The organism is Microvirga ossetica, from assembly GCF_002741015.1.
GTDB classification, from domain to species: domain Bacteria; phylum Pseudomonadota; class Alphaproteobacteria; order Rhizobiales; family Beijerinckiaceae; genus Microvirga; species Microvirga ossetica.
In genome coordinates this window covers 187,428-200,509 of the sequence record NZ_CP016620.1, presented here as the reverse complement: position 1 = coordinate 200,509, position 13,082 = coordinate 187,428, and the positions used below count along the sequence as shown (strand labels likewise).

At 60.1% G+C, this 13,082-nt stretch carries 16 protein-coding genes; 8 read left to right on the top strand and 8 right to left on the bottom strand.

Annotation, left to right across the window (positions count from 1 at the left end; all coding sequences use genetic code 11):
• Window positions 1-101: 101 nt before the first annotated feature.
• A complete protein-coding gene (locus tag BB934_RS51390; RefSeq protein WP_418294850.1) occupies window positions 102-302 on the bottom strand; it encodes a DUF2188 domain-containing protein in 201 nt (66 codons plus the stop codon).
• Between the two features lie 1,171 nt (window positions 303-1,473).
• On the opposite strand from BB934_RS51390, the gene BB934_RS48185 reads away from it, so the two are divergent.
• The 3 genes from BB934_RS48185 (at window position 1,474) to BB934_RS43885 (ending at window position 3,134) form a co-directional block, all read left to right on the top strand.
• Window positions 1,474-1,719, top strand: a complete 246-nt coding sequence (locus tag BB934_RS48185) for a hypothetical protein (protein ID WP_157934702.1) — start codon at window positions 1,474-1,476, stop codon at window positions 1,717-1,719.
• A gap of 718 nt (window positions 1,720-2,437) precedes the next feature.
• Window positions 2,438-2,590: a hypothetical protein gene (locus BB934_RS43890; RefSeq protein ID WP_157934701.1), complete on the top strand. Its 153-nt coding sequence runs from the start codon at window positions 2,438-2,440 to the stop codon at window positions 2,588-2,590.
• Window positions 2,591-2,882: 292 nt separating this feature from the next.
• Window positions 2,883-3,134: a DUF6894 family protein gene (locus tag BB934_RS43885; protein ID WP_099515836.1), complete on the top strand. Its 252-nt coding sequence runs from the start codon at window positions 2,883-2,885 to the stop codon at window positions 3,132-3,134.
• A gap of 611 nt (window positions 3,135-3,745) precedes the next feature.
• Here BB934_RS43885 and BB934_RS43875 read toward each other — a convergent pair.
• Window positions 3,746-4,381, bottom strand: coding sequence for an SGNH/GDSL hydrolase family protein (locus tag BB934_RS43875; protein ID WP_099515835.1), 636 nt, complete (start codon window positions 4,379-4,381; stop codon window positions 3,746-3,748).
• 703 nt (window positions 4,382-5,084) lie between these two features.
• Between BB934_RS43875 and BB934_RS43870 the strand changes: the two genes are divergently transcribed.
• From BB934_RS43870 to BB934_RS43855, 4 genes are all read left to right on the top strand, one after another.
• Complete coding sequence (locus BB934_RS43870; RefSeq protein WP_099515834.1) at window positions 5,085-5,276, top strand: type II toxin-antitoxin system ParD family antitoxin; 192 nt, start codon at window positions 5,085-5,087, stop codon at window positions 5,274-5,276.
• Between the two features lie 55 nt (window positions 5,277-5,331).
• A complete protein-coding gene (locus BB934_RS43865; protein WP_162299286.1) occupies window positions 5,332-7,623 on the top strand; it encodes a PAS domain S-box protein in 2,292 nt (763 codons plus the stop codon).
• 251 nt (window positions 7,624-7,874) lie between these two features.
• On the top strand, window positions 7,875-8,099 hold the full coding sequence (locus tag BB934_RS43860; RefSeq protein WP_099515832.1) for a hypothetical protein: 225 nt from the start codon (window positions 7,875-7,877) through the stop codon (window positions 8,097-8,099).
• 249 nt (window positions 8,100-8,348) lie between these two features.
• Window positions 8,349-8,630, top strand: a complete 282-nt coding sequence (locus BB934_RS43855) for a hypothetical protein (RefSeq protein ID WP_099515831.1) — start codon at window positions 8,349-8,351, stop codon at window positions 8,628-8,630.
• A gap of 72 nt (window positions 8,631-8,702) precedes the next feature.
• Here BB934_RS43855 and BB934_RS50015 read toward each other — a convergent pair whose 3' ends face one another.
• The 3 genes from BB934_RS50015 to BB934_RS43845 form a co-directional block, all read right to left on the bottom strand.
• Window positions 8,703-8,987 carry a glutamine amidotransferase-related protein gene (locus BB934_RS50015; RefSeq protein WP_237050893.1) on the bottom strand — a complete coding sequence of 95 codons (285 nt, stop codon included), beginning with the start codon at window positions 8,985-8,987 and terminating at the stop codon, window positions 8,703-8,705.
• Window positions 8,988-9,013: 26 nt separating this feature from the next.
• Entirely contained in the window at window positions 9,014-9,421 is a 408-nt protein-coding gene (locus BB934_RS50010; protein ID WP_237050891.1) for a type 1 glutamine amidotransferase family protein, read from the bottom strand.
• Window positions 9,422-9,566: 145 nt separating this feature from the next.
• A complete protein-coding gene (locus BB934_RS43845; protein WP_237050889.1) occupies window positions 9,567-10,415 on the bottom strand; it encodes an SDR family oxidoreductase in 849 nt (282 codons plus the stop codon).
• Between the two features lie 306 nt (window positions 10,416-10,721).
• Between BB934_RS43845 and BB934_RS48180 the strand changes: the two genes are divergently transcribed.
• The gene (locus BB934_RS48180) at window positions 10,722-10,877 is read left to right on the top strand and encodes a hypothetical protein (RefSeq protein ID WP_157934700.1); all 156 of its coding nucleotides are present in this window, start codon (window positions 10,722-10,724) and stop codon (window positions 10,875-10,877) included.
• A gap of 650 nt (window positions 10,878-11,527) precedes the next feature.
• On the opposite strand, the gene BB934_RS51385 is transcribed toward BB934_RS48180, so the two are convergent.
• From BB934_RS51385 to BB934_RS43835, 3 genes are all read right to left on the bottom strand, one after another.
• Complete coding sequence (locus BB934_RS51385) at window positions 11,528-11,752, bottom strand: NepR family anti-sigma factor (protein WP_157934699.1); 225 nt, start codon at window positions 11,750-11,752, stop codon at window positions 11,528-11,530.
• 43 nt (window positions 11,753-11,795) lie between these two features.
• The gene (locus BB934_RS43840) at window positions 11,796-12,308 is read right to left on the bottom strand and encodes a L,D-transpeptidase (protein WP_335645692.1); all 513 of its coding nucleotides are present in this window, start codon (window positions 12,306-12,308) and stop codon (window positions 11,796-11,798) included.
• A 234-nt stretch (window positions 12,309-12,542) separates the two neighbouring features.
• Window positions 12,543-12,866, bottom strand: coding sequence for a hypothetical protein (locus BB934_RS43835; protein WP_099515829.1), 324 nt, complete (start codon window positions 12,864-12,866; stop codon window positions 12,543-12,545).
• Between the last annotated feature and the right edge of the window lie 216 nt (window positions 12,867-13,082).

The window sequence follows — 13,082 nt, the reverse complement described above, 5'->3', positions numbered from 1 at the left end:
TACGATGTTCATGCCGGAGATCGCGCCACTCGAATTTCTACACAACTCGCGACGGCACCGTCATCCATGTCAACGAACTCTCACAAAAGGCGTCAGGCGTTTTAGGGGTCTGTCCTTCGAGTGGTTGAAGTCGTCTTCACCCCTCCCGCCGTGACGACGACAACCGCCTCAAACCCCTCCTGCTGACGATCTGAGGCCAAGGCAAAAGCGGCTGAGAGTGCTTGTTCCTCAGTGGCGTGAACTGAGATGGCCCGCCCCTCGTGCGAGACCGACCAAACATCATCCCCTGTCCGCGTGACCACAACCCGTTCCACGCTTGTGGCTCCTTTGGAGACCACCGCCGAGCCTACCTATCTGCCGCTGTTTCGCAATAAACTCAAAGGGATAAGGTGCATTTTAGAATCGCTCTCAAAAGGATAGCACAGCAAACCCTCCAGGTTAAGCTGAGGGCCCTTCAAGGGCTTCGTCCGTCATTAATACGGATTTGAGTAACGAGGGCACGTGACTTTGAATTGTTTGCCTAGAGCGCGAGGAATGCCTCTCAGAGAACCCTGGACATTTGATTCAAACGTCCACGCCCTCGCGTCGAAGCCGAGGGCAAACGATTCATGCTTTCACCAAGCCCGCTCCGGAGAGCTCTGGCAGGCATCTGATGTCTCGAGCGTGGAAAGTTGCCCGGGAGCCTAGAAGGGCCGTGAGCGGCCTTCTAATGAGGTTTTGGCCTGCTGGCCCCAAACCGCTGGGAAGGGAACCAGCCTATCGTTGTCGTTCTCAGCGACTGGTTTAGGTGCGCCCATGGTGGCCATTGGGAGCAAGCTCATCGAGAACATTCTCGCTGTTTAGTAAGACAGGACAGATTTCATGACTCAATCCCTTCGAAGGCAGGGCCGAGACTATCCACCTATCCAACAGGAATGATGTGACCAAGCGCACAGAGACCTCACGTGACGTGGAACGCTCGCCGTGCTCTCTAGCGGAGTTCGTCAAATTCATCCTGGAGGGAGTCGAACTGCCCCTCTACCCCCTCGAAGGAGTTGCACTCCGGGGCGATGAAAAGGCGCCTGTCCTCGCTACGCATGGGCGCAGGAGGGCAATCTCCGCGTCGGCCGGGTGTCTGAGCTTCCGGGTCTGAGTTCCAGTTCCCGAACTCTGAGGAGATGCCTGGATGTGTCTCCTTCGACCTGGTCAGGTTTTAGGGTGTAACCGTATCGAGGCGCCAGCATCGGATCCCTCGGTTGGAAATGTCCGGTGTGGTAAAATGGGCTGAATGACGAGGAGGCAGGTATGCGGTCGAACCGCCATCAACCTTGTCTCATGGCGTCGCCCAGCCAGCGGGCGAGCTTGGCCACAAGCTCTCGACCTCTCGGTCTCGGTACGGTGGTCATGTCCGCCTTTTTTCTTCTGTCAGCCCCAGCCGGAGGCCAGACACGCAACCCGCAACAAGCTGCCTTAGACGACTTTGTGGCGGCCAGAATGCTGGGCACCAAGTGCCCGTCCTGGCAGATTGACCTGGTTGAGGCGCGCACGCGGTTTGCCCAACTCAACCTCCGGCCCGCCGATTGGCAGGAGGGCGGGCGCCACGCCGGCTTCTTCGACGAACGCTTATCCTACTATGGCAGCCTTCTGTCCCGCATGTCCGAGACACGGGCCTGTGCGGCGGCAGAAGAGGCTTTCGGACCTGATGGACGCGTCCGGAAAGGCTGGATGAAGCAGCAATGAAAAGCGAAGCCGCATCCCCACCCTCATCAGCGGATGGCGGGGTGTGGTGGAGTGGTGCCTGTGGACTAGGCGGCCATCCTCTCGTGCGAGACCGTTACCTGGAACAAGTAAAGGCCATTGAACCGCACCCCAGTACAAGCGGCTCTGTCGTTGAAGCCCGGTGGCGGTGGATCGGAAGGGCGGAGCGCTTGCTCAAAAACCCATTCCTCGGGGCCAAGGAAGCTCGGTACCGGATGGTCCTCTGGCACGGCACAGAGGAGTTCAGGGCGCGGCCGGTTCCGGAACAGATTGTAGGTGCGATCGCGTTCGTATGGTCTGGCGTGAGCCAAGTGCTGAATGGACGTCAAGATGTCCCTCCCACGGCTGCGTGTTTTGATTGTGGGTGCGCGGCGTCTTTGGGGCAAGGCCTACACCACGTAAATGTAATTTTGCACCATCCCTAAGGAGCATTCGGGAGCGGGCCGCATGTCGAGGAAAGGAGTACTCGCATCCCACCCGCGTCAGCATGGGTCGGGTGTGATATACTCTAGTAGCCGGAGACTTTTCGCGTGAGAAGAGCCTGAAGCCTTGGAGGGTTATGCCATGGCACACCGCGAGCAGCACAGTAATCGGGAGGCCAAAAAGCCACCTTTGTCTTGTGGCCGTCGATGGTGCGCAGATTGCGCCCGCTCCTCGGCGCCGTGTTCGTGACGCAACCCACCGTGAAGAGCGCGAAATCATGCTGCTCATCATCAAGGAGCATCTGGGAAATCTCATGCATTCCACGAGCCGCATTCTAGCATTGGTGAAGGAGCTGGAGGAGAGCCGTGGCGTCTCCCCGCCAGACTTCACGCTGCATCCGCTGCCGGACCTGCCCCGGGGCACGGCCTGATGCATCTACCTCATCCGCGCTGCGACAGCACGACAGCAGCACAGCACGGACTTTCACCATAACGACCAAACAGGCTAACTTTTCCCGCCGCTCCGTCCTAAACGGCCATTTCACAGACCTTAATGCGTTTCCTGTCCCCAAAATGGCAGTCGCTTCCGAAGACGATGATAGTGCCCTTGTGGCGATGGAGCCGGAGCAGTGGAGAAGCATGGGCATGCCGGCGCGATGTTCTGAAGGAGTTTGAACACTTTGCTGCCAGTCGAGTTTGGCATGATAAGCATGGACGTTTCTCATGCCAGCACGCTACTATTTCCATCTCACCAATGGCGAAGAGGTAATACGTGATGAGGATGGCATCGAAGCGCCTGACGCTCGCACGGCTCTCATCCATGCCTTTGAGGCGATTGCGGAACTCAGACAAGATGACACCGCCGCCTCGAGCGAATGGCAGGGATGGAGGCTCGACATCATTGATGGCTCAGGCAAGCTGATCCACAGCCTCCCGCTGGACGGTCCTGCACCGGATCCAAGGTCTCATCATTAGGCAGAAAGGACAGGCTTTCACGTTGGGCTATGAAGAGGCTCTACAAACCTGTCGAAGTCTGATGGAGAGGATCATCTCAGCATCTAGCTTGTTTGTTGAACCTGCTTCGTTCTAAACGGCTCCTGCTGAAGGGAGCGGCTAAGCTACGTTGCCTAAGTGCTGAGAGTGACCGTGTTGCACGGATCGGTTGGTAAACGCACCTCGACCAACCCATGTCTTCAATTCAGACAATGCGGACGGGCTTCGGGCGTCCAAGCTCAAGCATGCGGCTCAATGCATTGATGGCGATCTCAGTCGTACGACGCCGATCCGTCCGTGAGCGCAAGGCGTTTCCGATCACTCGTTTCAGACGGCTGATGACGGCCTCCACAAGGCGCGGCGAATGTCCCTTGAGCGCTTCTGCCAGCCCATACGGCCATGCTCCGCGATGTTTTGGAGATGTTGGTCGCGCTGGGTCGGAGTGCTTTCCGCCATGTTGCTCGGCACCGACGTTGATCTGGGTGGAGTGACCCAGATCCAGCATCGCCGCCAATGGGTGCCTAAATAACGTCCGGAGCTCGCCTGTCAGAAACAGTAGAGCTTACAAGACCATCCGACCTCTTGAGTTCCGCTCACTCTGCAAACACCTGCGACCGCGGAAAGATCGTATTCCCTACCGCCACCTGCGCGATCACGGCGGCGATCTTCTCGCCACCCTTGGCTGAGGGCTCGATGGGATTGGCATAGTCGTCGGGTTCGTCGCAAATGAGCCGGAGATCGATGAGAGGGAGACAGCGGGCGAAGGCCTCGCGGGTGATGACGTCGTTAAGGATTGCGAGGCCTGTCAGGACGAGGCGCTGCTCCTGCGGGTCGGGGAAGCAGGCATTGTAGATGGTACAGAGCGCGACCGGCAGCCGCGGCGCCGTGACGGCATCCACCATCACCCGATAGGAGTCAGCGAAATCCTCGCGCACGGCAGAGAGCTTTTCCATCACTTCGGCCACCGAACGAGCTCCCTGTCTCAGGACGCCCATGTTGAGCAAGCCGTCATTGCCGCCGGCGCTCACGACGAGATGGCTCGCATCCGCAGGGATGTGTTTCAGCTGGCGCTCCACATCGCGGGTGACCGCCCCATCAACCGCGCAGAGGGTCGCTCGCCAGTCGCGGGGCAGCCTGGCCCTGACCTGCGCCACTACATCGGGCTCGCCGCGCCGGACATAGGTCCCGTTGTCGAAGATGCTGTCGCCGAGAAGAACAATATGGCTCATCGCCGTTAGCCTCATACCCCAGATGGGAAGAATGGCCGGAAGTGCTTGAGCCAGGATGCGAGCCACCTTCCGCAGATAGCCTTGGCGGCCTGTTCCTGGTGCGGACTCAACCAGATCCAGAGCCTGTTGCTATCAACATAGGCCACGTGGCCGGCCTCGATAAGCTCAACGAAGTCGATAGGGTGGTCGAGAGCGGAGCGCCGGTCACGCGTCCTGCTGCCACCGAATTCTGCTTCTCCGAGCGATTTAGGGTCGCAGGGCAGCAGCGCAAGCGCGAAGGTGCTTCTGCGCGGTTGGCGCTCCCGATGCTCAGGTGTACCCGCAGTTTCTCAAGGGAGGTCGCGAGGCTTGAGCATATCGTTGAGATGAGTGGGCCGCTGCATCAAAGTGCCGGTCAGATGCGGGGGCGAGGTGCACCCGGCGATGAAGGGCGGCCCGGAATGCGGCACCGAATCGATGGAGCAAGCTGCACGTCGGGACCCCTGAGATGAAGGCGGTTCTCGCACCGTGACGGTTGGCACGGAATTCGGTGGAGCACCCCGGGTGCGAGAACGCCATCCACAGAGGCGCTCTTATCCGGACTCCTCCTCGGGTGGGACTTGGATGGCCGCTATTATCGAGCTGGACCTGGGGAGTAATGCCGGAGCGGGTTTTCAGTGACAGTGATTGACACGGGCGCCGCCTGACTTAGTTCTCCTGCACCATGCCGCTCCGCAAATCCCGCAACGTCTCGCTGACGCTCGAACTGAAGGCTCTCGTCGACCAGAAGGTCGCATCCGGACGGTATCGCAGCGCCAGTGAGGTTGTCCGCGCCGCCCTGCGCCTCCTTGATGACCGTGAGCGCCGTGTCGACCGCCAGACGACGCGGGTCGCTGATGCATCCAACTCACGCTGAGACCGCGTCTCCTCTGCCGCCCTTCCTTGCTAACGGGGGCGCCATGAGCGCCCGCATGCAAACTTATGATTGGTCGACCTCACCGCTCGGTCCTCCCGCGGCATGGCCGCGGTCCCTTCGCACGGTGGTGAGCCTGGTGCTGACCTCGAAGTTTCCGATGTTCATGGCCTGGGGACCAGAACTCGCGTTCCTGTACAATGATGCTTACAGCTCCGTCCTGGGCGCCAAGCACCCGCATGCGCTCGGCCGTCCCTTGCGGGAGGTTTGGGCCGAGATCTGGACCGACCTCGAACCTCTCGTGATGAAAGCCCTGGCCGGTGAGGCCACGGATCATGAGAACATGCATCTCGTCATGGAACGTCGGGGCTTCCTGGAAGATACCTGGTACACCTTCTCCTACTCACCTATTTACGATGAGAGCGGCGCTGTTACCGGCATATTCTGCGCCTGCTCTGAGACGAGCGACAAGGTGCAGGCGGACCAGCGGGCGCACTTCCATATCGAGCTCAGCGAACGCCTGCATGGTCTGTCGGAATCCCGAGCTATCGTCCTGGCGGCTGCGACGGTGCTGGGCAGCCATCTCGGGGTCGCCCGCGCTGGGTACGGCGAAATTGATCGCGCAGAGCAGGTCGTCGCGGTCGAGCAGGACTGGACCCGGGACAGCGCTGTCGCGAGCCTCGCGGGTGAGGCTCGCATCCTGGATGCCTTCGGTCCGGCCGTGATCGCCGATCTTCGCGCCGGACACACCCTCGTTGTCGCGGACAACCTCAACGACCCGCGTTCCCTGGACGAAGCTTACGCTGCAACCTGGGCCAGCATCGGCTGCCGCTCCCTGATCGTAGCCCCGCTGATCAGGAACGGACAATTCCGAGCCATTCTCTATGTCCACGAGGCAACGCCGCGCCATTGGAGCAGCACGGAGGTGAGGCTGGTCGAGCGGGTTGCCCAGCGCACCTGGGATGCGGTGGAACGGGCGCGCGTCGAAAAGGAGTTGCGCGACAGCGAAGCACTCAAAAGCGCGATTGTGGAGTCCGCCCTCGACTGCATCGTCACTGTGACGGCGGCCAGCCGGGTCATCGAGTGGAACCCGGCCGCTGAGCGGACCTTCGGCTATGCCCGGGATGCCGCCCTTGGCCAAGACCTCGCCACATTGATCATCCCACCCCACCTGCGCGAACAGCACCGCCTCGGCATGGCCCGGTATCTGGCCACGGGTGACGGACCGGTCCTCGGTAAGCGTATCGAGCTGGAGGCCCAGCGTCATGACGGCTCGCGGTTTCCGATTGAGTTGACCATCAACGCCATCCACATCGCGGGCCAACCCCACTTTACCGCCTACCTGCGTGACCTGACCGTCCGCAAGCAGGCTGAGGCAGTCCTGCGCGAGAACGAACAGCGCCTGCGCGCCACCTACGAGCATGCCTTTGTCGGCATCGGTGAGGTCGATAGAAGCGGCTGCTTCCTGCGCGTGAACGAGCAGCTCTGCACCATCACCGGCTTCAGTCGGGAGGAACTGCTCGGTCAGACCTTCTGGACCTTGACCCACTTGGATGACCGCCAGGCTGATCTGGCGCAGTTTTCTCGGCAGATGCTGGGCAAACTGGAGACCTACGCGCTTGAGAAGCGCTACATCCACAAGGACGGCCATATCGTGTGGGTGGAGGTAGCCGCCTCCAGGGTTGATGATGCCCGCGGCCAGCCACTCTATGGCATTCGCGTCGTCCGAGACATCAGCGACCGCAAGAGAGCCGAGGAGCATCAGCAACTGCTAATCCACGAGCTGAACCATCGGGTCCAGAACACCTTGGCGACCGTGCAGTCCATCGCCTCCCAAACCTTGCGGGCGGCTTCCACACCGGACGCCGCCAAGGAAGCACTCGAGAGCCGTCTGTTGGGTCTGTCACGGGCGCACAATGTCCTGACGCGAGAAAGCTGGGAGGGTGCGTGGCTGCGGGATGTGATCGAGGAGGTACTCGAACCCTACCGCATCATGGGTCAAGCCCGTGTTGAGATCAGAGGACCGGGGATCCAGGTCTCGCCGCGGTTCGCACTTGCGCTTTCCATGGCCCTGCATGAGTTGGCAACGAATGCCACCAAGTACGGGGCATTGTCGAACGACACAGGACGAGTTCGGTTGACGTGGTCGGGGGACCGAACCTCAAGCCCACCGCGTCTGCTCTTGCGATGGGAGGAGAATGGCGGCCCTCCGGTCAGTCATCCGTCGCGCAAAGGATTCGGGTCACGCCTGATCGAGCGCAGCCTGGCTCAGGACTTGGATGCCACAGTCAGGATCGAGTACGCGGCCACAGGTCTCCTCTGCATGGTCGAGGCTCCTTTGCCATCGTGACGCGGTATCACAGGCGAGCATTCCAGTTGTGCCAAAGAACCCGTGGCTGCCCTGTCGAGCACAACGGCATCTGCTGACGCTGAAGTGGTCCGAAACTGGGATCATGAAGCCTGCACCGCCTCGCATTGGATAGGCCTCTGGGGTTCTCGGAGTGGGTGGGACGAGAGTGGCGGACCAGATCCTGCCTACCACCATCCCGACATACTCGGCCTTCAAGATCTCTTCCCTGCTCACGGAAAGGGAGAACCTCAATGGCAACAGAGCGCTTCACAGAGGACGAGATCACGGCCAGAGCCCGGCAGCTCGCCAATGAGCAGGGACCGGGCTGGGACACGGTTGCCGCAAACGAGCGGGTTGGCAAGGATACTGCCGAGCTCAGATACTGGCGTGAGCGCGCGCTGCAAGAGCTTGAGGCCGAGCAACCGAGCGTCCTGGAGGTGGAAGCCACTACGCCCAAGACAGTGGGACTGGACTAGCATGTCGTTCGTGTGAACGCCATCTGTGCTCAAGGATCCAAAGACGACGAAGCCGCCCGGAGACGCCGGTCAAGCAGCTTTCGACAAATTCTTGCGACAAGCGTCTGGCTGGCAGTGGTTGTTGGTGTCGAACGCGATCGAGGACGGACCACGGGTGCCTGTCCTTAGACCACCAAGCATGAGCAACGCTCACTGATACATCCATGAGGCTCTTGCCTCGCTGTTCATGAGTGCCTGTGGAGGAAATCAATGCCTGTTCTCAAGCGTGAGTTAGCCTTCGGTCCGGCCTATCCGTCGGATAACATCAGGGAATGGTGGCATCTCATCCTTGACACAGATACTCCGGGGCTTTGGGTGGAATACACCTGGCAGCATCAGATCACCCATTCCGACATGGATGTGACCCAAGGCATAGAACGCTTCGGCATCAACGATTTTCTATCCTTGGCCGAGGGGAAGGCTGCTCACCCGATGCTCCTAGCTGCCTTGAAAGAGATGTTCAGGAATGTCGACCCGCATGGCGAGAGCTGACGATTCAGGGCCATCCGCCCTCTCCTCCAGCCTGGCACAGAGCAGTGCTGCATTAATGCACCGTCGATCGTGTCATTGGACTCGCAAAGAAGCATACTCCTCAAGAGCCTCAGGGCTAATCGCATATCCCTCGCTCACCAGTGCATCATTTTGACGCCGCAGGGCTCCAGCGACTTCGTACAGATCAAGTTCCGGATGATACTGCACACTCCAGAACACGCCTGGACCATGTCGGATCTCAACAGCCTGAACTTCCGTGACTTTATTGAAGGCTAACAGGGTTCCTCCTTCCGGCAGCTTCTCGACCTCATCGGAGTGGAAAGCAGGCGCATCGAACGAGGCTGGCCTGCCTGCCATGAGCGGGTGATTGTGTCCGGCATCGGTCAGCGTAATCCGGCGTGCGAAGCCTGCTTCTCGGCCTTTGCGGCAGGGGCGCACTGCGCAGCCGCAACCGCGACCTGCAAACCGGCACAGGATCCGAATGAGGGTACGCCGGCTTTGAACACGGCTCGCATCAAATCGACTTCGCGCCGCGTTTCGGGCGTGTCCTGGTAGAGATGAAGCGGCGAGCCGGTCACGAATACCGCATCATAGCCCTCAAGCTCTGCTTGATCAGGCAGTGTGGCACCTCTGCCCGCAGGCGTCACCCGATGGCAAACAGCTCGGGGTGCAAGAAGGCGCAAGGTGTCGGTGTACGTTTCGCCGGAGCTGCGTCCCACGCTCTCACGACGGGTTTCTCGGGCCTGCGGCGGTTCACTTTCCGCAACAAGAAATTGCAACTGTTCTGGCAACGGGAGCTTTCCGGAAGGAGGAGTTGAAACGGCAGGGAGGACGAATCAGCCCCTGGCCATCCTCTGGTTCCAGCCCGTTCTGAATTCGTTGTAGGAAGCCTGGCGGCGAGACCACATACGGTCGACATGATCGTGGCACCGGCTGCTAAAGGAGTGGGGTTCCACCGGTCACGGCGTAGATGCCGCCGGTCATGTAACTGCCCTCGTCAGAGGCGAGCAGGACATAGATGCCTGCCAATTCACCGGGTTGGCCAGCACGGCCCAGCCGCGTGTCCTTCCCGAAGTTCTTCACCTTCTCGTCAGGCATGGTGAACGGTATGAGCGGCGTCCAGATCGGGCCCGGAGCCACTGCGTTCACCCGGATGCCCTTGCTGCCTAGCATCTGGGCCAAGCCCGCCGTGAAGTTCGAGACCGCCCCCTTGGTCGAGGCGTAGGCCAGGAGCATGGGGCTGGGCTTGTCGGACTGGATCGAGGTCGTGTTGATGATGGACGAGCCAGGACGCATGTGGCGAACGGCAGCCTTGGCGAGGTGGAACATCGCCTCGATGTTGGTGCGGAACGTATAGCTCCACTCCTCGTCCGGGATGTCCTCTATGGTCTCGTATGTCCGCTGAAAGGCCGCATTGTTCACAAGGATGTCAATGCGACCGAACTCGCTGACAGCCCGGTCTATGATGGCGCGGCAATGAGCGGCCTCCGCGATGTCGCCTGGCACCAGCACGCAACGACGCCCAGCCGCCTCGACGTGACGGGCCGTCTCGCGGGCGTCTTCGTCCTCCTGCTCGTTGAGATAGCTGATCAGGATGTCGGCGCCTTCGCGGGCATAGGCGATGGCAACTGCACGACCAATGCCACTGTCGCCTCCAGTGATCACCGCCACCCGATCGGTGAGTCTTTGACTCCCCCGATAGCTGTTCTCGCCGTGGTCGGCCTGAGGGGTCATCTCGGCTTCCGTGCGGGGGGGTGCGATATGCTCTTGTTCGGATTGGCTCATCTCAGGCTCCTGCTGCTCGGGCGAACCGTTCAATCGTCAGACAGCCCGGATGTTCCCGCAAAGGAACGCGACTTTCCGGTGAACCCGTCGGGGTGAATGGTGCCTAGTGTGACAGAGACCGATGGAACAAGCAGGATGGCTGCTTGTTGAGATCCGCTTGGGCATGCGTAGGTCGTGCCCGCTCACGGCAATCCGCATTCAGACCTGGCTGGTGCCGGTCGACGCCGGGCAGGATCATGAGTTCGAACCAATCAGCCATCATTCCCAGAGGTCAATTCGTCCGACCTCGTACTACTTGAGCGTATCATGATCGACAAGGTTGGCGGTAAAGGCTCGATTGGAGCGAACGTCACGGCGTTCTTCGAGGCTGGCCACGTTGCCAGTACGATCAGACATTGTTCCGAATTGAAATCCAATAAGCCTTCGCTTTTTGGAACGTCGCCATCATCGCCGAGCAGCTGAGACCCATGCCGGAGATCCGGATCGTTGAACCTTCGCCGCATGACGAGACGACCCTGGTCCGGCTCCGAGCCCATCAATGCCGCTTCATCGTTTTGGATGACGGCCCGGAGGCACTCTTCTTCGGAGGCAGATCATCGTGGGCTCGAGTTGGTGCCTTTGGCATCGGCGGCTGGTCTATGCGCGGCGCCTGTTCAAGGCGCAGAGAAGCAACAGGCACGTAGCCTTATGAAAATCCTTATCGGACATGAGCCTTCTGGATGCAGCGTTTCCTACTGCGTATGACCTCACTTGGAATGTGGGCAGCCAGAGGTGTGAAGCTTCGACGAAGTTGAACCTCCGTCCTTTTCCTCGACGGCAGAGCAGCCTTCCGCAGTTTCCGCAGCAGCAATGTCGTCCGGTATTGGGTCTGGATGGCGAGCGCGTCCTCTGCGATACGCAAGAAGGCCTCGTGCTGCGCTTCGTGGTGTTACTTTGGGCCGGGAACATGGTTCAAGAGATAACACTCAAGGGCCTTGTCTCGGTCCTCTTGCTCGCGGCTGCTCAGACGGGGATACTTACCTCGACTTCCTGGATGGCCTGCCATTTTGGACGCAATCTTTCTTCCGGACCGGAATCATCACGCACTGCTGCCGGGCGCCAAGCCTTCTCATTCACCATGGGCCATGGAGTGGGCAGGCGTCGTCCCCTGCCCTATGCTTCCGCAACATCCTGTTGAGCTCCGCCTTCTCGATCTTTTGGAGCAGAGCCTCGATATCGTCTGGCAAGGGCTGCTGGAGCGTAACTGCATAAAGTCGCTTGAGATCCCGACCGATGCAAAGCAGAAGATCCCGGTCTGAGAGACGAGGGTAACGCCAGGGTTCTGTCTCTTCGCTCATCTGATCTTTTCCCCGTACTATGCGCGCCACGGATGCGGTGCTGTCACGACAAGACGACGACTTCGGTCCCCTCAATGGCGCGCTCGTAGAGGTGGATCACATCCTGGTTGACCATGCGGATGCAGCCCGACGACACGTTGGTGCCGATGGTCTCAGGCTCGGTCGTACCGTGGATGCGATAACCTGTGTCGCCGTGATCGGTGAAGAGATACATCGCTCTTGCCCCCAGCGGGCTTGTCGGCCCTCCTGGAACGCCCTGTCCGCGCGATGTCGCCACAAGCTTCTGGCGGATCTCCGGATCACGGGCAACCATCTCCTTCGGCGGCACCCAATCCGGCCAGCTGCGGCGCATGTTGATTTTCGCGGTTCCCGACCAGCCGAACCCCTCCCGACCCACGCCGATGCCATAACGGGTTGCCCGTCCTGGGGCTTCGACAAAGTAGAGGTGACGCGAAGCTGGATCGACGACCACGGTCCCAGGCTCCTCCGACCCAAGGTATTCCACCTCCTGTCGCAGGTAAGCAGGATCGATTTGGCCGTAGTCAAACGCCTTCACCGGTGCGGGCTCACTTGGATCGCTGGCGTAAGCAACCCTGTAGTTCGGCTTGCTGATTGTCTGGCCACTGAACCTTCGGCCGGACGCTGATGGTTCAAGCAAGCCAGCGAGCGATGATCTGTCAGACGAGCAGCTGGCAAAGGCTGCCGCCGTAGTGATAAGACCAGTCGAAACGAACAGGCGACGCGACATCGTAGACATGACTGTACTCCGGCAGAACGGAACTGGCGCGACTTATTGCTCAGTGAAGAAGGTCAGAACGACCTTGCCTTTTTCGCTGACAAGGCAGACGAAGCGGTTCGGCTTGTCGCTCTTCTCACGCTGAAGATAGGCGTCCCCCATGATGACCATCTTGATCGGCGTGTCGCCGACCTTGGTGTCGGCTTTCGAGATAGCCAGGGAGTCCATGTCGAGAGTGATCTGATCGAGCGATGGCGAACGTTCCTTGATCGCGACCAGACCCGAAAGGCGGCAGGCTTCGACCTCAGCCGGCACCTGGGCGATGGCCGAAGCAGACAAGACGAGACAGCCGGCAAGAACAGCAAGTGTGTACCGCATGATGAATCCTCGTTGTGAGCTTTGAACCGCTTAAAGCCAGTGCAGCGGCACTTTGACAAATCTTGTGCCAGGGGCTCGTTCCTCCCGGTGGCTGCGAGAAGCGGCAAAGGCAGGCTCTTGTTGCAGGTATGGTTTCCCCTTCCTTAACGAAGCGGATCACCTAGCGGCCGCAAGGCTGTCAAGCTCTGGACGAAGCGACTGGGAAAAGGCCGCTTC

Excerpts from the sequence above, each read along its gene's own strand:
- BB934_RS51385 (WP_157934699.1), bottom strand. The coding sequence starts at position 11,752 with ATGAGCGAAGAGACAGAACCCTGGCGTTACCCTCGTCTCTCAGACCGG.
- BB934_RS43875 (WP_099515835.1), bottom strand. The coding sequence starts at position 4,381 with ATGAGCCATATTGTTCTTCTCGGCGACAGCATCTTCGACAACGGGACC.
- BB934_RS43865 (WP_162299286.1), top strand. The coding sequence starts at position 5,332 with ATGCAAACTTATGATTGGTCGACCTCACCGCTCGGTCCTCCCGCGGCA.
- BB934_RS43890 (WP_157934701.1), top strand. The coding sequence starts at position 2,438 with ATGCTGCTCATCATCAAGGAGCATCTGGGAAATCTCATGCATTCCACG.
- BB934_RS43860 (WP_099515832.1), top strand. The coding sequence starts at position 7,875 with ATGGCAACAGAGCGCTTCACAGAGGACGAGATCACGGCCAGAGCCCGG.
- BB934_RS50015 (WP_237050893.1), bottom strand. The coding sequence starts at position 8,987 with ATGGCAGGCAGGCCAGCCTCGTTCGATGCGCCTGCTTTCCACTCCGAT.
- BB934_RS48180 (WP_157934700.1), top strand. The coding sequence starts at position 10,722 with ATGATCGACAAGGTTGGCGGTAAAGGCTCGATTGGAGCGAACGTCACG.
- BB934_RS48185 (WP_157934702.1), top strand. The coding sequence starts at position 1,474 with ATGCTGGGCACCAAGTGCCCGTCCTGGCAGATTGACCTGGTTGAGGCG.
- BB934_RS43845 (WP_237050889.1), bottom strand. The coding sequence starts at position 10,415 with ATGAGCCAATCCGAACAAGAGCATATCGCACCCCCCCGCACGGAAGCC.
- BB934_RS43870 (WP_099515834.1), top strand. The coding sequence starts at position 5,085 with ATGCCGCTCCGCAAATCCCGCAACGTCTCGCTGACGCTCGAACTGAAG.
- BB934_RS43835 (WP_099515829.1), bottom strand. The coding sequence starts at position 12,866 with ATGCGGTACACACTTGCTGTTCTTGCCGGCTGTCTCGTCTTGTCTGCT.
- BB934_RS43885 (WP_099515836.1), top strand. The coding sequence starts at position 2,883 with ATGCCAGCACGCTACTATTTCCATCTCACCAATGGCGAAGAGGTAATA.
- BB934_RS43855 (WP_099515831.1), top strand. The coding sequence starts at position 8,349 with ATGCCTGTTCTCAAGCGTGAGTTAGCCTTCGGTCCGGCCTATCCGTCG.